This is a genomic window from Eudoraea algarum (assembly GCF_050589645.1).
Classification (GTDB): Bacteria; Bacteroidota; Bacteroidia; order Flavobacteriales; family Flavobacteriaceae; genus JBNGOQ01.
Map to the genome: position 1 here is coordinate 184,860 of NZ_JBNGOQ010000003.1, position 18,652 is coordinate 203,511.

General features: G+C 40.6%; 13 protein-coding genes. 11 read left to right on the forward strand and 2 right to left on the reverse strand.

Annotation, left to right across the window (positions count from 1 at the left end; translation table 11 throughout):
• Window positions 1-222 precede the first annotated feature (222 nt).
• From ACRD67_RS11660 to ACRD67_RS11675, 4 genes are all read left to right on the forward strand, one after another.
• Window positions 223-2,946, forward strand: coding sequence for an SIR2 family protein (locus ACRD67_RS11660; protein ID WP_430967326.1), 2,724 nt, complete (start codon window positions 223-225; stop codon window positions 2,944-2,946).
• Between the two features lie 339 nt (window positions 2,947-3,285).
• Window positions 3,286-3,855 (forward strand): hypothetical protein, encoded by a 570-nt coding sequence (locus ACRD67_RS11665; protein ID WP_430967327.1) that lies wholly within the window; start codon window positions 3,286-3,288, stop codon window positions 3,853-3,855.
• A gap of 12 nt (window positions 3,856-3,867) precedes the next feature.
• Complete coding sequence (locus tag ACRD67_RS11670; RefSeq protein WP_430967328.1) at window positions 3,868-5,712, forward strand: sensor histidine kinase; 1,845 nt, start codon at window positions 3,868-3,870, stop codon at window positions 5,710-5,712.
• Complete coding sequence (locus ACRD67_RS11675) at window positions 5,709-6,323, forward strand: response regulator (RefSeq protein ID WP_430967329.1); 615 nt, start codon at window positions 5,709-5,711, stop codon at window positions 6,321-6,323. Before ACRD67_RS11670 ends, ACRD67_RS11675 begins: the two co-directional genes overlap by 4 nt.
• A gap of 6 nt (window positions 6,324-6,329) precedes the next feature.
• Here ACRD67_RS11675 and ACRD67_RS11680 read toward each other — a convergent pair whose 3' ends face one another.
• Window positions 6,330-9,728, reverse strand: a complete 3,399-nt coding sequence (locus tag ACRD67_RS11680; RefSeq protein WP_430967330.1) for a DUF805 domain-containing protein — start codon at window positions 9,726-9,728, stop codon at window positions 6,330-6,332.
• 833 nt (window positions 9,729-10,561) lie between these two features.
• On the opposite strand from ACRD67_RS11680, the gene ACRD67_RS11685 reads away from it, so the two are divergent.
• The 7 genes from ACRD67_RS11685 (at window position 10,562) to ACRD67_RS11715 (ending at window position 18,142) form a co-directional block, all read left to right on the forward strand.
• Window positions 10,562-12,133 carry a transglutaminase-like domain-containing protein gene (locus tag ACRD67_RS11685; protein WP_430967331.1) on the forward strand — a complete coding sequence of 524 codons (1,572 nt, stop codon included), beginning with the start codon at window positions 10,562-10,564 and terminating at the stop codon, window positions 12,131-12,133.
• Window positions 12,102-14,129: a DUF3858 domain-containing protein gene (locus tag ACRD67_RS11690; RefSeq protein ID WP_430967332.1), complete on the forward strand. Its 2,028-nt coding sequence runs from the start codon at window positions 12,102-12,104 to the stop codon at window positions 14,127-14,129. Before ACRD67_RS11685 ends, ACRD67_RS11690 begins: the two co-directional genes overlap by 32 nt.
• Before the next feature lie 138 nt (window positions 14,130-14,267).
• A complete protein-coding gene (locus tag ACRD67_RS11695) occupies window positions 14,268-14,774 on the forward strand; it encodes a hypothetical protein (protein WP_430967333.1) in 507 nt (168 codons plus the stop codon).
• 215 nt (window positions 14,775-14,989) lie between these two features.
• On the forward strand, window positions 14,990-15,535 hold the full coding sequence (locus ACRD67_RS11700) for a hypothetical protein (RefSeq protein WP_430967334.1): 546 nt from the start codon (window positions 14,990-14,992) through the stop codon (window positions 15,533-15,535).
• A gap of 210 nt (window positions 15,536-15,745) precedes the next feature.
• A complete protein-coding gene (locus ACRD67_RS11705) occupies window positions 15,746-16,045 on the forward strand; it encodes a hypothetical protein (RefSeq protein ID WP_430967335.1) in 300 nt (99 codons plus the stop codon).
• Between the two features lie 154 nt (window positions 16,046-16,199).
• On the forward strand, window positions 16,200-17,465 hold the full coding sequence (locus ACRD67_RS11710; RefSeq protein WP_430967336.1) for an MFS transporter: 1,266 nt from the start codon (window positions 16,200-16,202) through the stop codon (window positions 17,463-17,465).
• 248 nt (window positions 17,466-17,713) lie between these two features.
• Window positions 17,714-18,142 carry a hypothetical protein gene (locus ACRD67_RS11715; RefSeq protein ID WP_430967337.1) on the forward strand — a complete coding sequence of 143 codons (429 nt, stop codon included), beginning with the start codon at window positions 17,714-17,716 and terminating at the stop codon, window positions 18,140-18,142.
• Window positions 18,143-18,173: 31 nt separating this feature from the next.
• Here the strand turns inward: ACRD67_RS11715 and ACRD67_RS11720 are convergent, their stop codons facing one another.
• Window positions 18,174-18,602 carry a hypothetical protein gene (locus ACRD67_RS11720; protein WP_430967338.1) on the reverse strand — a complete coding sequence of 143 codons (429 nt, stop codon included), beginning with the start codon at window positions 18,600-18,602 and terminating at the stop codon, window positions 18,174-18,176.
• Window positions 18,603-18,652 lie beyond the last annotated feature (50 nt).

Here is an 18,652-nt window from a genome sequence, read left to right on the forward strand (position 1 = left end):
GGGACGAGTTTAAAATTTGGATGCTAAAGAAAAACCTTAGAATTTCTAAGGTTTTTATCTAATCTGATACGCTTAAAAAAATATATTTTGGGACAACTTAGCGATTTTCATTCCCCCATTTTTAAAACCTAACCAAATCGTCCGAACACACTTTTCCGTGTGTCGGTATGGACGAACTTTGTTTTTGACAGATAAGAAACCTTAATTGTTTGAACCAATCATATGACCAACCAACACACCTTTGAAACATCAAAGGGGAACCTTCAGTACCTCGCCAAAGAACTCGCTCTTAATCATTTTGACGCCTCCACCATTGATTTATACCCTGAAATTGGAAATGAGGCCGAAAGAAAAAGAAGAACGGATGGTTTAAGAACCGAAAAAGTTTTTTTGGACAAGATTGACCCTAACGGAGATAGTCAGAATATCTTTAGCCTAACAGGCATTGTCCAAAATGAACAGGACAATCCGAAATATCCAGATTCTAGCACAGAACTAGCAAAGCACTCGCGAAATATACTGGTTATCGGAGCGGGATGTTCTGCCAATAGTTTTGAAAATATTCCCTTGGCTCCGGCCGCAATAGAGGAAATAAAACAAAAAATTACGATCGCACATCTTCCGAAATCTGCTAAAACGGAAGATGACATTATTACCCTGGATTATTTTATAAAATTTTGTCAGCATTTTAAAAAAAATAGAAACAACAAGTCCGAAAGTTCAAAGTATTATATGGAACTGCCCAACAGTCCTTTAAAAAATGAGCGGTTTAACAAACATCTGATAAGACAGTTTAATCAGGAATATAGTCTATTAAGGGAGATAGGAGAAAAGTATTTGGCGAGTATTAGAAAGTGGAAACTTAACCAGTATGACTACAAAGTTGATACTAAAGTAGAATTTGAAACTTTTCTGAGTATACTGGCAAGCATTCTTCCTATGGATAGAGTACGTGACGCGCTGTCCGAAACCTATGATTTTCAAAACGCTACCACACTTTTTTACAGCATAGTGGCACACCTTTTCAAGCATCGATTTATCGATGTCATCATTAACTTTAACTTTGATGAGCTTTTGGATAGGGCGATACTTGATGAGATAGGTGAGGGAGGATTCGATATGATTCTCTCCGATGGTGATTGCATTTCTCTCACACAACTTTCGAAGAATGGAAGATTAAGGCAGCCTCTTTATATTAAACCTCACGGAACCGCCAGGCATAAAAGTAGCTTACGATTCACAAAAGATCAGTATCACGATTTACCTCCTGAGATAAGAAAAACACTGATTGATCTTATCGCCTCCAATGACGAAGGATTGATAAAACGAATCAATTTGTTAATTGTTGGTTTTGATATGAACAGTATCGAATTCAACGAAATCCTTATGAAACATCTTCCCGTTGGATCCGCTATGTTCTTCTTTTTTAGAAACGTGGTTGGCAATCAAGATGAAACGAATAAAAAAGCACATAAGAAGACCGACAATTTGCGGCGTCTTTTTGAAGAAAACGGAAGGATGCCTAGAATTTATTTAATTGGGAATGAGTACTTCACAAAACAGCATTTGGGACAAGATTATTCTTTGTTAAATGGAACATCCGAACCTTTATTGGACTATTACGGAAGTTTGGGAAATGTGTTTAAGGTTTTGTATTGGCACATTTTGGAGTTTTTTGATGCCAAGTATAAACCCAGAGACATTCATAAGCATTACTTGATTTCCAATATTTTTGGTAATAGGGAATTTTGGAAACTCCTTCCTAAGGATAAGATTAAAAACTCAAATGGAAAGGAGGGAAAAGGTACTTCAGAAAAGTTGTACTCCAGGACTTATTTTAAATCAAAAGATTACTACAAGGATCGGGTATTCATAGAGATATTGATAAACTTAGCTATAAATAACGGGAGAATTGACCCTGTTATTTTAATGGCTGGTAATGCGGGACATTATTATTCGGAGTACACAAAACAATTTGATGACAACAAGGATAAAACTAAGAAATCCTTGCTGGAAATGCTTCAATTTTTTGAACTGGAAAACGGCGAAAATCCAAATTCCTTGGGTATTCGACATCTTAAACTTTCAGAAGATAGGAAAGTACCCTTGTCGGTTTATAAAGAAGTTTTTGAAAAAATCTATGCTAAGGCTAGCAAGCCAAATGACTTTTGTTCCGAGTTTTTAACCGAGTATTTTAAATTGTGTGCAAAATATAATCGAGGTGGGTGCGACAAAAAGACCCTTAAGGAACTGTTTCGGAAAATTGTGATTTCCAATAATTCAAAGATACATTCAGAATTTCGGAATACCCAGAATCACATTTTTGAAAGATACCACCATTCAGATATTATAAACACCAACTTGCATCTGGATCTTCACTTTACCATTGGGTTAATGGCAAATCGAGATGTAAATGCTATTTGTGTGGTGGCCGATAATGGATTTCAACTTGCTAAATTTTTACCGCAAATAGTGGAGGACGACCGGGACATCAAAATTTACCTAATTGCCGAAGATAGTTATAAAGAATTGCATACGTACAAGGATAAAAAACAGCGTACGATTGAGACCTTAAAATTATGGAATAGAGATTTTTTCCGGCAAGAAGAGAAGTTAGATTTGCTTGAGGATAAATTGAGGATTATCTATCTTCCCGTAGTTGACCATAACAGGCATATGACCTTCTTTTTGAACCTTCAGGGAAAGGACTTATTGGCCCATGAAAAGAATGTTACAAGGGCGATTTATTATTATAAAAAGGGACTGTCTTCAAAGATAAATCCAATTAGGATTTATGAGGAGAACAATCTAAAATATTTGCTGGAGATGTTTAACACCTACTCCGATAAGGCCCTTAGTTCTTATATGAGAAATAAACTCGGATACCAAACTAAAGTTCCCTGGATTTATGATGATATTGAAGACCTGAAAAAAATGAAGATATGATTCTAGGTAGACCTCTTAACAATCTCATTGTTCCGAGAGCCGGGCGAATTCAGAATTTGGGAACCAAATAAAAACCCTAAAAATTCTAAGGTTTTCCTATAGGGATACAAGGGAAATAATTCCTAATTTTTAAATCTACACTTCGCCCTATAGTTTTAGTCATCATCACCTACAGCTTTCTGGAAATGAAAAAATACCCACGGATGGGGATTTTTTGGAAGCTTGCTATTGCGGAAGTTTGTTATGTTGAACGATTACACCATACGATATAAGCAAGACTTTGGAAGCTGCCGATCAAGGCATCCCTCGAAGCACCAATACTAATCTAAAACTACAACTATGGATTTAATCAACTGTGTGGATCTTTCCAACGAATCGGATTATCAGAACATCTATTCGAGCCAATTGTACGGCACTTTTTTTATGGTATATGCCAAGTTTAGCACCGAAACCTGTGATGGAGGGTATAAAATAAAATCGATTACCCTTAGACTGCTGAATTACAAAGGACCTATCAACCTGGGCATTACCCGGGCAAAATTAGTAAGAATGATACATCCTGATGCTACATCAGTGCTACTGAAAATTGAAGTGCAGGCCTTGCAACCTTCCAACGTAGATGTTACCGTGGACGTAGCTAGGGATATGGAATGTTCCATTGGGGGCGTGCTACAGGTTGTCAGAGGCTTAAAATCGCTGGGGTCCGATTTTGTCGGTGAGGTATTTGAAAATGAGTTTAAATATAGGGAAGGCTTTGAGAAATCAAGCAACGGTGATATTGAACCTGTTAGCGAATGTAGAGAACCAGAACCCGAAAACAATTATGATATGATTGAAGATGGGGTACAGTTTGACGACATCAAAGGCGGATACCTTTGCCCAGAGTCTACCAACAGAGTGGTCCGTTAAAAAATACTGATTTTGCGTAGCTATAGCCCCTTAATTTTCTGTCTTATCCTCCATTATTTCGCCACCTATGGAGCTTCCCCTTTGGACGATTACCTGCATGCATTAAAAACGCTGGACTATAAGTCGGCCATGGAACATGCCAAGGGTATGGGCAATGCAGCCTTGCAACGAGAGTGCCAACAATTGGTGGATGTGCTCCACAATCCGGGACAAGAGCGGGAGACCTTTGTACTACCGTACCAGGATTCCGATGAAGTTGGGTATGCCGTCTTCCTCATAAAAAAAGGACTGTATCTGCTCTATACGGATCCCTACAGGGCGGGCCCCTTTGAATTGCTGAATGAGGCCTATCGATTGGCGCAGGAACTGCGGATAAAGGAACTGGAGAAACTTGCGCTCCTGTCCATCCTGAGGGTCTATAACAACGAATTTTCACAGTCCAATGACGACAAGACCACCTATTTGGACCGTTTTGAACAGCTGATCGATACCCCAGAGGACGCCTTTCACTTTCGGATCAACCTGTTGCACTACAACCTAAAGAACGTCTTCTATAAGGTAGAATTGAATGCCGACTTCGCCAGGGAATTTGAGGTGTTGATGGAAGGCTTTCCTTCTACCCATGCTTTTTGGCCCATGTACCACTCCTTGGTGGGGGTGCTCCACGAGGTGCTCGGAAACGATGATTTGGCCATTGAATTTCACCAAAAGGCACTGGATACCATCTGGGACGAGCCATTTTTGCGCTACGTACGGTTCCGCTCCTATATCCACCTTTCCGAAATTATGAAAGGGATGGAAAGGTACGAGGACGGACTGAGGTATGTTGCGATGGCCAAAAAATATAGGGACCCGGTCGATTCTGTACGATCTAGCTACTATATCAACCACTATGCCTCCTTTCATCATATGGGCCTGGGCGATTATGCCACCGCCTTTGACAAACAACTGGCAGCCATTGATTTGCAGAAGCAATTGGAATACAACAAAAATGCCCTGGAAATCTCCAATCTGAACGTAAAGTTCCAGACGGCCGAAAAGGAAAAGCAGATTTTGCGGGAACAACAGCGTGCGGCACAAAACCGGGACCTGTTCGTCGGAGCTGTGCTATTGTTACTTCTGGGCGGTTTTATTGCGGTCTTGATCTATAAAAATTCGACCAAAAAACGGGAGCTGGCCGAACAGCAGGAACAGATCCAAAAACAGAAAGTAGAGACCCTGCTAAAGGAACAGGAATTGGTGAGTATCGATGCCATGATCGCGGGGCAGGAAAAGGAAAGGCGAAAAGTGGCCAACGAACTGCACGATGATTTGGGGAGTCTCATGGCCACGATCAAACTGCATTTTGACAATATGAAGATTAACAAAACCGATCCGGCGCTAAAAAATGCGCAAAAGCTATTGGACGAGGCCTACCAAAAAATTCGAAGTATGGCACATGCCAAAAACTCTGGCGTAATGGCCAACCAGGGCCTGTTGCCCGCAGTGCAAAAAATGGCCCAGACCATCAGCGGGACCAATGCCCTGGCCGTTACCGTGGAGGAGTATGGCCTTGGTGAACGTATGGAAAACACGCTGGAACTTACCATTTTTAGGGTCATACAGGAGTTGATTGCCAATATCATCAAACATGCTGGGGCCACCCAGGCCAGCATTCAGTTCACCCAACATGAGGACAATCTGAATATCATCGTGGAGGACAACGGAAAGGGCTTTGATATGGCCAGGGTGGAAAAGACTCGGAGCGGTATGGGACTCACTACAATCGAAAAACGCATAGAACATTTGGAAGGGAACTTTACGGTAGACAGCGTATTGGACAAAGGGACCTCCATTTTAATAGACATACCGCTATGATTACCGTAGCCATTGCCGAAGACCACCAGGCCCTGATCGATGGCATCCAGTCCTATGTGGAATACGAGGAAGACATCAAAATTATAGGGCATGCCAATGATGGGGAGGCCCTGTTGGAGATTGTCCGGAAAAGAACGCCCACCTTGGTGCTCTGTGATATCCGTATGCCCAAATTGGATGGGATAGCGGCGGCCAAGATCATCCAGAAAGAACACCCCACCACCAAGGTGATCGCCTTTACGATGTTCGACCAGGAGGAGGCCATACGGCAGATGCTCGATGCCGGGGCGGTGGGTTATATCCTTAAAAATTCCTCCCTCCAGGTGGTGTTGGAAGCCATACGGACCGTGGCCGGGGGAAGCACCTATTTTGATAAAAAAATACACTTGCCCACAGCCGAAAAGAACACCTCCAAGAGCATTCTATCGTCGCGGGAAAAGGAAATTCTGGGCCTGGTCGCCCGCGGCAAGACCTCCCATGAAATAGCGGACCAGCTCTTTATCGGAAAAAGCACAGTAGACACCCATCGGAAGAACATGATCCGCAAGCTTGGATTGAGCGGGGCAGGGGAGTTGTTGCGCTACGCCTTGGAGCGGAAGTACGATTTTTAGGGTCGTTTACTCGGAAATACTATCATTGACCACCTCCCCAAGGATATTCAATTCTTTTTCCAAATAGTATAAGCCATTGAGTTTGGGCTCATAATGGGATGTGGCCACATGATCCGTATTTTCGGCCAAAACCCCGTCTTTATTATAACGTTCTATGACCTGAATCAATCCCGAAGGCGCCAAGGTATATTTATAGATGGCAATGCCGAGTTCATCTTCGATCAACTTGTTGTCATCTCCATAGGTCGTGGCCTTAGTGGTCTGTCCCATATCGTCCCACTCGTAAGCGACTTTGTGATATCCGTTTTCACCTATGGTCCTCCGCCCATGACGATCAAAATATGCATAGGTAAGGGTATGTCCCAGTTCATCCAGTACGGATCGTTCTATGGCCACCCCATATTGGTTATTGGTACGCCTGTTTCTTTCATCAAAGTATTCGTAACCCGTAATTTTCTGTCTTTTGTTATACCTATAATTAATGGCACTGACCCCATCCCCATTACTGGTTCTTTGATGGTTGGAATCATAGTATTCCACTCTGGTCTGATTGCCATACAGGTTGTAAAAGTACTTTGTAATAGCTACCCCCTTTTTTAACCTGCCCTCCTTGTTGTACTCAAATGCAACGGAATCCAATCCCGCTTTGTTGATATAAAAATGGGTCTTAAAGGTACCATCTAGTTGCGCAGGGTCCATTTTGATATTGTAATTGGAGCGCTCAATAAGTTGATTTTTTGCGTTGTATTTGTAGACATTGTAGGTTACACTGTCCGTGGCATTTGCCAGTTCGTCGTTTGCATTAAAATAGGTAGTTTTTAATTTGTTTCCCCGATCGTCGTACTCCCAGCGAATAATCGCTACATCTTCCTCGAATTCTTTGGGATTTCCAATGGAATCATAGGCTACCGTTTCAATTTTGTTGCCTCCGCTATCGTAAGTATAGGTATAAGTTACAGCCCCATCCTGGATTTTTGCAAAGTTTTCATCCGCATCCAGATACGTTTCCTTTACCACTTCTTTTTTTGTGTTCAAGGTTTTTCTGGTGATGGCAATGTCCTCGTCACTTTCAAAGACAGTATTATAGGCATCCGCATTGTATTCCAAGATGATGCTATCACTAGGGTAGCTATACTTCAGTGCCCCGTATTTGTTGTCGGTAAACCTCAGGACATATCCCGGATAGTAGTACGCTTCAAATGCCACCCTGCCTACGGAATCATAGTCTTTTGCTTTATAAAAGTAATCATCATTGGCTATGATGGGCCCATGTTCAGCGTTGAACCTTTTAACACTGGTCTCCCTGTCGTATAGATCATAGGTGTATTCATAAATGGAAGCCCCGTTATGGTCATAGGTGTTTTCCCCTTTTTCATCCAAGGAGGTGACCTTGATCACATTGCCCCTTTCATCATGTGCATAGGATAGGTGATAATCGTTCAGATGAAAGGCAAAGTCCCCATTTTCGTTATACAAACGGTAAGAGGATCTAAGGTTGTTTTCGTCATAGGCATATTCATATCGGGCAATATGCCCATCATCATTTTTTAAGCGGTGATGCCTGTCAAAGTTTTCAAAGCGCACGGTTCTTCCCTTTTTGTCGAGTGTACGTTTTACATGGAAGATACCCTCTTCCTTGGCAATTTTTCTTCCGTTTTTATCAAAGTAGGAGCCATAGTAGGATTCTTCCGCTGGGTTGTACCGCCATCGTGTTTCGAACACAGCGTTCTTCAGGGTTCTCTGCCCATCCTCCGTGTAGTAGCGTTCCACGCTGTTTTTATTTTCGTCCGTAGTGCGTTTACGGATATAGGCGGATATTTTGGTGTTGTAGGTTCGGTCGGGATTATAATAATGGATTTCAGAGGGTCCTTTTTGTTTTTTACGGATTTTTGCAATGGCGGTCTTAAAATAGCCGCCATTGGTAAGCTCCCCATTTTTGTAAAACTTGATTTCCTTCCCCCAGTCCCCCACATAGGAAATCTCATAGGTTTCCCCGTACTCGATGTCCTTTTCGCCAATGGGATAGGAGGTTAGCACATTAGCGTCTGCGGTAAAGTAGATATGTCTGTAGAATTGTGTTCTGTTTTTGGTGAAATCGTAATAACTATAGATATCCTCATTTTTATAATAGGCGGTTTGGCGTAGCCAATCGTCTATTTTTAGCTCCCAATACCGCTGCTGTTTGGTGTTGCTGTTGTGATCGGTAATACTGTCATACACATCCTGTAGGCTATCGAGTTTTTTTGCGTATTTGCCTTGCAAGGATTTCATAGTAGCCAAGGAAAGACCCCCCAAACCGCTTTCCACAAGGTCTTTTCGCAACAATCGGGCACAATATTCCGTAATGTTAAAATGGTATTGCTCATGGATGAGCACATTATAACCATCGTATTCATCGCGCAGCCGCTCTGAATAATTGGGGTTCATAAAGGCGTATACCCTGGAATCATTGTCGGTAATCAGATTTGGGCAGGCAATGTTGGAGTAGATCAGTGCCACGTAATCCTCCTCCATGTGGTCTACCATTTCAAAGTCGTCCCAGACCAAAGGGCGAAGGCCCCAGGGAATTGTTTCTTTATTGATGGAACTTGTTTCATTGGCAAACCCTAAAATAAACACAGAAACAAACAACAAAATTGATAGGGCGGTAGGGTATTTTATCCCTACGTTTCGGGGATTGCGATTTCTATAAAGGAGATAATAAAAAATGAAAGAAAATATTGTGACTACATAAAACATTATCACCAATATAAATTCGGTCGACAAGTCGCTGAAAGTGAAATCGGCCTCGCCAAAGTAAACCGAGTAAAAACGAACGCCCATGTAGAGAATGAATGCAAAGAGTAGATTAAATAGCAAAATCGTTTTCGTGTGTTTTTCCACGGTGTTCCCGAAACCGTTTGTCAGGAGCATTAAAAAATTACAAACAAAGGTGGTGAACGCGAGCCAAAATAGTATCCCTATAACATTGGAGCCTAAATACTCAATGCCGATAGCTACAAGCAATATGTTCAATAGGATGGCGGGTAGCCCTTGTGCCAACAATTTTTGAAATGAAAATTCACCAGGGACTTTTGGAGTATCAGAGGTGGCAAGGGTGGTTTCTTTAGGGTCCGTGCCATGTTTGTTTTCATGAGGCTGCCCCTCTTGAAAGAACATTATAAAAATGTAAAAGGGAATCAACTGATAGAAGCCACTTTTGTCCATGTCGTGACACCGTTTTGCCCCTTGTGCCAGCACGAAATAAATGGCAGCCAGATGTGGAATCAAAGCCCAGGTATCGTCAAAATTGGAATACTCGAGCAATAGAGCGATTAGGACAATCCAAGACCAATAAAGAACGTAGCTTAAACCGTACTCCAATCTACGAATACGGCCTTCAAAGGAAAAGGGGGATCTAAACATGCTTGCCGGTTACAGGTTTGGTATATTCAGCATATAAATATAGGGCATTCCCAAGAACCAGGAAATTTCTTTCTTTTTACGGTCAATTCCTCGGATAAAGGGAAGGCTCAGGGATGGCCAATAGTTTTCTTGATGTGTTTAAGGAGTCTGGCTAAGCACCTTCATCTCCCAGAACGCTATTTACACATTTTTTATGACAAAAATCACCTAGGAATTTGCGTAGGTTGATTGAGGTGAAGTTTGAAGCTATTTTATAAAATTGTTTATTGGATGAGTTCAAAAAAACGATTAAAAAGGCATCACATGGATTTAGATTGAGAAAACTCCTGAAAAATTATACTTTTATATAAAACTTAGAGTATTTCCGGGGGAAAAGTCAAGTCAAAGAATTCCATAACGAAATAACCTAATAGTTGAGTGTCTTTTTTCATGTACCATGAGTTTTGATGCAATCCAATATAAACAAGACCATTCTTCTATGCTGCAGCGATAAAAAAAGAGCTAACTAAAACAACCAGTTGTGATTCATTAGTTCAATTTAGCTACAAATAAGTAACATTTGATCGATTAAGTTCATGGAAAGCTCTTTTATAAAATCATTTTTTCTACTTTTTTTATTTATCATCCCGGTACAGGGATTCGCACAGAACATCCCTATTGAAAATAGATTGGAGAATATTGTCGTAAAGAAGGACACTTCTTTCGTGACGCATGTTAGTGTAACATTGAAAAAGAGTGACCAAGCAATAATATATCCCATTTTTTACGATAGTGAGCTCGAGAAAATATCCAACATTCAGGTCTATTCAAAAAAAGGTAAACGATTTAAGCCTATGAAGGATATGATTATTGTTGAAGAGGATGTTGAACTTGATTATATAGCGAGCAAAAAGGTAAAATCTATTTTTATCCCCTCTGAATACGAAACGAAAATTTCATATACCGTTGAATGCAGCGAGCTCATGTATTTTTCAGATTTGCGTTTTTTTTCGAATAATACAATAGATACACTAAAATATCAAATCACAGTACCTAAAACATTTCGTTTTATCCATAATACAATTTATAAGGATTCCCTTGATTATATGGCTATTGATTCAATCAGCTCTGATAGTATTACAAGGTGGAACATTAAAGTGGTCCCAGAAAAGATTGAGCCTGATCCCTTAACGTTTTTCGGTATTTATAGGAACAAGAAAGTTCCTTTGATGAGGACCATTGTGGTGCCGGTTTCATATAAAGACGATGGGCTGAAGTACCTGAATGATTGGTATCTTCAGAAAGTGGAAACCAAAAGGGGGCTGAACCCTGAGGTCCTTAATAAAATAGATGAACTGACCAAAGGAGTATCCGACCCTAGGCAAGTGATGGAAATTCTATACAATTACGTAAGAAGTAATTTTAAATATGTTGCCATTGAAATCGGGATGGGGGCTTTTATCCCGACTCATGCCAACGAAGTATTTTCGAACAAGGAGGGTGATTGTAAGGATTTATCCAATTTTCTTTCCGAAGCCCTAAACTACAAAGGAATAAAAAGTCATATCGCGTTAGCAGCTACCTATGATCATATAAGTGATTGTGATTTTCCTTCATTGAGTTCAGCCAATCATGTTGTTTGCCTTGCCTATATAAAAGATGAACCAATTGTATTGGACCCCACCGATCCAATTCATTTTCCAGAAACACCTGTGCAAAGTATACAAAACCGTTCCATATTGATTATCAACCCGAACGGAGGAGAGAGGTATAAGATAAAAGGATTTACCCCACAGCAAAATTTAATCGATTATGAAATAGGATTAAAGGCAAATTCGGATCGAATGCTAATGGAGGGTGAGTTTAAAGCTTGGTACAACGGAATTTCAGGGAATTTTTTGAGACGCGAATTTAGATACATTGGCAAGGACAAGATGAATTCTGCAGGAAAAAGATATTACGAATCAGTATTTGGTAATCAATCTATTTCTGATTTTAAAGTAAACCATAATGCTAATTCAATAGGTGCAGAAGGCAAAATATCAATAAATGGAAAAATATTCAATGACACCAATAATCGAATGCTATTTCTTGATTTTTTACCTCGTATCATAGAAACTGAAAACAGGGAAACCCTATTGGAAGGCACTCATTTGGGTAGTAATTTCAACAAAAATGTGAATTTGAGGATTGAGATGGATGAAATTTTTGAAACCTTTGCTCCGATTGAACACACTTTCTCGGACAAGGGAGTTTCCTTGCACCTAAAAATCTCCAATCCCTCTGATTTTATCATAGAGTGCAATTATGAATTTATGTTCGACTACATTACTATCGAAAAGGACAACCATGCCATTACAAACGAGGTCTTAAAATCCTTTAAAAAAATAATCAATGAACCTATTATTCTTAGGAAAAAGGGCTAAAAAATTCATGGTATTATTGTTTCTTGCCTTGTTAGGCACGAGCGCAACTGCCAATGATAGTATTCCGGACCCTAATTTTCTTAAACATTGTAAAAACTCCGATGCCTACCTACTGTATTCTTATACAGACGTTTCATATGTCCGATCCTGGGCAAAGTATAAAAGGCAGATTTCGATAAATAACAAACTAGTCGTTAACAACTATGCCGGGGTCGATAAGTTTGCATATTTGAATTTAACCAAGTTCATAAGCAATAATTTAAATGAGATTAGCGTCAAAACCCTAAAGGCCGATGGCACCGTAGTTGAGTTAGATTCAAGTCTTGTCTTTCGGCGCAAATCCAGTGACAGGAAATTTGGACCTATAAACTACCCTATTCCCGGTGTTGAACCTGGAGATACGATCGAAACTTCTTACATATATACCGAATACCTGAAAAAGAATGAAATGATGGATTTTGTAAATCTATATGCAAATGTGCCAAGTTTGAATTCTGAGTATTCCATAAGATCAAGTCCAGACCTTCTCGTCAGATATAAGGGATACAATAAATTTCCTGAACCCCAGGTAATTTCAAATGATACGCTATTGTACTGTTTGTTTAAAATGGAAAAAATTAAGGGTCTGACCGAGAACTCGAACACCTGCTTACCTTGTGAGTTACCATACATGTATTATTCAATGGAAAAAAGCGATACCGAAATCAGAACATGGAAGGATGTATATAATCAGGAATTTAATGCTATCACCCAGCCCATTTCATTTGATCATCAAAATTCATCCTACTATGGCAGATGGAAAAGAAGTGTAATCGGCGAGGCTAAAGACAGTAGTAAATATCACCAGTTTAATCTTTTGCATAAAGATATTCTGGATAATATTCGAATGGAGCCCGCCAAAAGGAGCGAGTTGTTGAAATCGAACGGCTATTTTCTTAAGGAGAAACGTCTTAACCCCCATAGTGTCCGAAGGTTATATAGGCGATTATTGGAAGATTTGGAAATTGAATATTGGGCCGTGTTTGCAAGAAGTAAACGAGCGGGACATATTGATCCCTATTATATTAGAAAAGGGGAGTATGATCACGTCTTTTTTGCATATAGTAATGAGAATGGCACCATGAACCTTCTATATCCGCACCAAGCTTACTACAAATATCAGATTAACGAAATTCCAACTTCGATCTATAATACAAAAGCAGTTATTGCGAAGCCCTATTTAACTAAGAAAATTAAGAAAAGCGAAAAGTTTATTAACTATAATTTTGAATTGGCCGAAGTAGATTCTGTTGCCGTGAACATAATCAAATTACCCGGAACAAGCGCCCATCGCAATTACATAAAACAGACTTTTTATAGTTATGTTGATCTGGAGAAAAAAGAAACCCCGGTCAAATATAAATTTTCGGTATCTGGCGGATTGTATACTGAAATAAAAAGTTTTTTTGAACTATTGGCACAAGACGAGGAAGCAAGTGGTTTTTATGATGCGTTGACGGAATTTGAGGGAAATGAGGATGTGATACAGATTGATACTATTACCGAGACCAAATTAAGACAAACCAAACCCTTTGTCTATACAATGAACGCGGAGGGTGCTCTAAAAGGGGCTATGTCCTTTTTAAATGATAGTATTGTAAGCATTTCCCTTGATAAACTGATCCAACATAACCAGATTGAAAGTGAACAAGATACGACCGATTTAAACTATTACCTCGATTATGGCTATACCGATTATACCATGATCATATTTAATTTTCCAAGTGATATTGAAGTGTTGGATGTTGATGGTTATGATATTGATTTTAAAAATGATTTCGGAGCGTATTTCTTTAAACTAAAAGTAGTAAATGGGAATGAGGTGACCCTTCAGTCTAACTATAAAATTATTAGGGATATGATTCCAAAAAATAGATACGGGCAGTTAAAAAAATTAAACCAATTGGTAAAAGAAGCCAGGAATAAACGCGTAATCATAAAGCTAATGAACCGGTAAGACTCGTGACAAAACAAGCTCTTTTGCCAAGTAAAAACAAAATAACTTTAGAAGCATCGGATGGATAGTGTTTATGGACCGAAGTTCAAATAAACGATAATCACCAAAAACATCGAACCAAACCAATAATTGAAACATATGGACAATATTTCATGCCCAGCTTGTAAACAAGAGTACTCCGAAATCCAAGAAATCTGCGAAAACTGCAAATTTCCATTCAATGGAACCGAAAAGGAAAAATCACTTCACATTGGAAGATTTATTAACAAAAAGGGAGTTATTGTGGACTCCTCGGATGCTATTCGAAGGAGTCAGTTAATCCTGTATGCGATTGCTGGAATTAATGCCCTCTTTATAATCGTTATCACACTTACGGGCAAGATTCAGCTATTCGATATAGCCTTAAATGGGATACTAGCCCTGGTTTTTTTACTATGCGGGCTATTCATCCGACAAAGACCCATGCTACTGACATTAATTCCATTGATTTTAATTTTAGGAATTTATGCACTAAACTTCTTGGTTGACCCTTCTTCTATTTTCAAGGGAATAATCGTTAAATTAATTATCATAGGAAGTTTAATTTACAGTCTTTATTTGATAGATCGTGCCAAAAGGTTTCAAAGCAAGTTTGGCGCCGATTGAAATGTAACATTGGAATCACAAGTCTATGATACGGTATTTTATAGTCGGGAAAAGGATCGAAACAAAAATCAACTTCTATCTTATTAGGCATTTATAGGAAAAAGGAAAAATACCATTTAAGACCTAGGTAGATGATTTTCAGATAATCAGGCGCAACCCCTTTGTACTTTATACGTCTTAAAGGCAAACATTTCCAACAACAACACCCAATGGCTATGAGAACTGGTTTAAAATTGCTTTGCTATGTTATCATTGGTGTCACAATAGTAGCTTGTAATTCGGATGACAATGCAACGGAGGTATTTGAACCTACCAGCGCTGAGAACGCGGACAGGATCAAGCTATTGATGAATAACCGTAGTTTCCGACAGTTTTCTCCAGGTGTTGACGCCTCTCCCCGCAAGGGAGTCGTAATTTCCTTTTTTTCACGGGAGGATTCAAAATTGAGTTTATGGGCACAATTTGCCGAAGGGAATGTTGCCATAAGTGAATGGGAGATAAAGGCCACAGCTTATGAGGTTTTAAAGAATAGGGATTCGGAGATTTATAAGTTTGAGTTCAAAGGAATTACAACAGAACAGATGCTTCCAAATAAGTGTGCGGACTGCATCCCTGTGGATACCATAAGTTTGCTGGTACAAAATCCGTCCGACGCAGAACAAATACGCTTCAGAATAGAAACGAACGCCGATTTACCTTCCCCCTATCCGATATTTACTTCCTGGACCAAGTTCTCGGAAGACCTTATACTCTCCAATTGAAGGAAAGAGGTTTTCTTTCAATTCGATCTACAATAGTGGTCCAAGTACTTGCACAGTGCAGTCTTGATCACCATAACGTTCCAAAAAAAAGCGAATAACATCTAGGATAGCAATTTTCGATATCCCCAAAAACCCAGGAATTTTTACTTTAGTGTTCATCCATTTGTTGGGTGAGGTCATTCAAATAAATCCAAAACAACTGTATTCATTATGTCATATTATGTTATCACCCGAACGTATCTGGAAGATCGATCCGTAAAAAAGGACGTGTTGGAAATGTCCAAGGCCTCGGCCGAAATATTTAAAAAGCAACCGGGTTTGATCGAAATGAAGTCGTTATACGCCGAAAACGAAACACACATTTCTACCTATCTGGTATGGGAGGATCAACAAGCTCATCTGCGTTGCATGGAAAGTAAGGATTTTGCAGAGGTAACTGCACAATGGACAAATTTTATACAACAAGGGAAGATACGATTTGAATTGGAGACCTATGGCTTGATCAAATAGGAGCGTGGTATACCGGTTTAAACCTAAGTGCAAGGCTGATATCCAAGTGAATAGCCAATTACTCCCATGTTTCCCATTTAAAAACCAAAGCAAAGTGCTATTTTTAGACGGTAATCCCTATTCTTAGGTTTAAAAGGCTAGTCCGCAAAACTCCATGAATCAAAAAAAGGCCCCTTGGCACTTCCTCTTGCTACTCATTTTGGCCGGGGAGTCTGTATTTATTATTCCATTTGTTCTTTCACGGGTCTTTAGGCCCACCGTGCTTGAGGTATTTAATTTGGACAATGTGCAATTGGGTATATGTTTCTCCGTATACGGCATAGTAGCCTTGCTGTCCTATCTCTTAGGAGGTCCGTTGGCCGATAAGTTTCCTCCAAGAAAATTGATTGCAGTGGCACTATGGATGACTGCCCTTGGAGGATTGGTCTATGCGACTTACCCCGGTTATACCGTATTAAAAATACTTTATGGCTATTGGGGTTTTACGACCATTTTTTTATTCTGGGCCCCGATGATCAAGGCAACCCGCGTTTGGGGCGGGTCCACTTCCCAAGGCAAAGCGTTTGGGTTTTTGGACGGTGGACGTGGCTTAGTGGGGGCGCTGTTCGGAGCTATGGGCGTACTTATTTTTTCACTATTCATTACTTCAGAAATTTCCCAGGCAACGGTCTCCGAAAGCAGGGCAGCCTTTAAGTATGTGATTCTGGTGTCCTCAGGTATCGTTGCTTTTGTGGGGGTATTGGTGTGGTTCTTTATGAAAATGGGTCGTCAATTGGAAAAAGAGATTATCCTGGATAAAATCACGATATCACAAATAAAAGAGGTGTCACGTCTGCCATCGGTATGGTTGCTGATGATTATTATTCTCTGCGCCTATGTAGGCTACAAAATCACAGATGTCTTTTCGTTGTATGCCCAGGACGTGATGCTGTATGACCAAGTACAATCGGCCCAGGTGGGTACTTTTTTATTATTTATCCGCCCTGTGGTTGGCGTACTGATCGGGGTAGTGGCAGATCGTTCACAAACTACCTTCTGGTTGGTGGTTAGTTTTGTGGTTTCGTTCTTCGGGGCATTATTGTTCGCTACAGGTATGATTTCAGTTTCGATGGCCGTTTTGTTTTTTATATCGATTTTGATCGTGGCGGCCGGAGTGTACGCGGCACGTTCCCTATACTTTGCGGTGATGCAGGAAGGCCAAATCCCCTTGGTCCTTACCGGAACCGCCGTTGGCCTTATTTCGCTTATCGGCTATACGCCGGATATATTTGCAGGACCGGCGATGGGCTATCTCTTGGAAAATTCCCCGGGTGCAGAAGGGCATCAGCACGTGTTTTGGATGTTGGCCCTATTTTCCTTTATAGGCGGTATCGCCGCCTGGGGCTACTTCCAATTGTATAAAGGGCAGAAGCGGCATTGATGGATCATACGCCAAACAGGGGGTAACCCACAAGAGGAAATACGATAAAGCAAGGAATTAAAGCCGTCACCAGGAATACCTCACAAACCATCAGCATGATGTATAATGGCTATAATTCTTGTCGTATCGGCATATGCAATAAATGTTGCCAAAGTTCAAAAAACGATAAAATAGCCCCGTTTTTAAGGTTCCAAAGCAACGTTTTACCTTTGTTTTCATCTTTAGGGTAGTTTTTAAAAGTTTAAACGATGAAAAAATCTTATATCGTAATCCTGGCCCTGCTGCTCAGCAGCTGCTCCAATGGGGATGACAATTCCCAGGAGGGCACGGAAACGGGCACAGTTACCGAATTGGTGGGGGAGTGGACCTGGGTGCAGTCCACCGGCAGCATCGCCGGCATTACCGTTACCCCGGAAAGCTCGGGCAAGACCATGCGCATCGAATTTACCGAGGAAAACGTCTTTAACAAATTTGTGGATGGAGTGGAAGTGTACACTTCCCCCTTTGTAATCGATGAAGATAACATTCAATACACTACCCTGGCCCTTTTTGAAAGTGTTGGCCTGGGCTTTGACCATCAGGTAGAACAGCAGTTCCAATTTAGGGAGGGCAATACCCTGGTCCTGACCGATCCCTGCTGTGATAATTTTACCTTCCAATTTGTAAAAGCACAATAAGGGCACTTTCCATACGGCAAGAAAGACGGCCCTATTTTAAGTTCGACTTCTGGGCCTGGATGATCTTATAGTCCTTGGACAGGATTTTTTCGTTCTTTATCGTCCTATTCATGGTGTTGAGGTCCATGATCTGGGCATTCAGCTTTAGTGCCGTGCCCTCTGCCTCGGTACAGCCGTCTATTTCGCCCCTGAGCGTACCTACGAGCTCGTTTAGGGAGCTAATGGTCGCGTCCTGACTGGCAATCTGTTGATTGAACACCGCTACTTCGTCTTCAAAGGCTTCCTGAGCCAACAACAGGTTCTTGGATTCTTTTTCACTGACTTTGATGTGAACCCCAAAGATGTTTACCTCAGAGGAGTTCACCAAAAGCCCTTTTACCTCGGTTTTAAATAGGAAGAGGGCCGCTAAGGCCACTACCGCCCAAATCAGGGTCTTATAGGGAAAACTACGTTCTTTCATAATCGTGGTTTTTGATACAACAAAAGGCCTTGGAAAGCCTACCAAAAAGG

Coding starts and splice junctions, on each gene's coding strand:
- ACRD67_RS11660 (WP_430967326.1), top strand. CDS start 223: ATGACCAACCAACACACCTTTGAAACATCAAAGGGGAACCTTCAGTAC.
- ACRD67_RS11665 (WP_430967327.1), top strand. CDS start 3,286: ATGGATTTAATCAACTGTGTGGATCTTTCCAACGAATCGGATTATCAG.
- ACRD67_RS11675 (WP_430967329.1), top strand. CDS start 5,709: ATGATTACCGTAGCCATTGCCGAAGACCACCAGGCCCTGATCGATGGC.
- ACRD67_RS11680 (WP_430967330.1), bottom strand. CDS start 9,728: ATGTTTAGATCCCCCTTTTCCTTTGAAGGCCGTATTCGTAGATTGGAG.
- ACRD67_RS11685 (WP_430967331.1), top strand. CDS start 10,562: ATGAAGGATATGATTATTGTTGAAGAGGATGTTGAACTTGATTATATA.
- ACRD67_RS11690 (WP_430967332.1), top strand. CDS start 12,102: ATGAACCTATTATTCTTAGGAAAAAGGGCTAAAAAATTCATGGTATTA.
- ACRD67_RS11695 (WP_430967333.1), top strand. CDS start 14,268: ATGGACAATATTTCATGCCCAGCTTGTAAACAAGAGTACTCCGAAATC.
- ACRD67_RS11700 (WP_430967334.1), top strand. CDS start 14,990: ATGAGAACTGGTTTAAAATTGCTTTGCTATGTTATCATTGGTGTCACA.
- ACRD67_RS11705 (WP_430967335.1), top strand. CDS start 15,746: ATGTCATATTATGTTATCACCCGAACGTATCTGGAAGATCGATCCGTA.
- ACRD67_RS11710 (WP_430967336.1), top strand. CDS start 16,200: ATGAATCAAAAAAAGGCCCCTTGGCACTTCCTCTTGCTACTCATTTTG.
- ACRD67_RS11715 (WP_430967337.1), top strand. CDS start 17,714: ATGAAAAAATCTTATATCGTAATCCTGGCCCTGCTGCTCAGCAGCTGC.
- ACRD67_RS11720 (WP_430967338.1), bottom strand. CDS start 18,602: ATGAAAGAACGTAGTTTTCCCTATAAGACCCTGATTTGGGCGGTAGTG.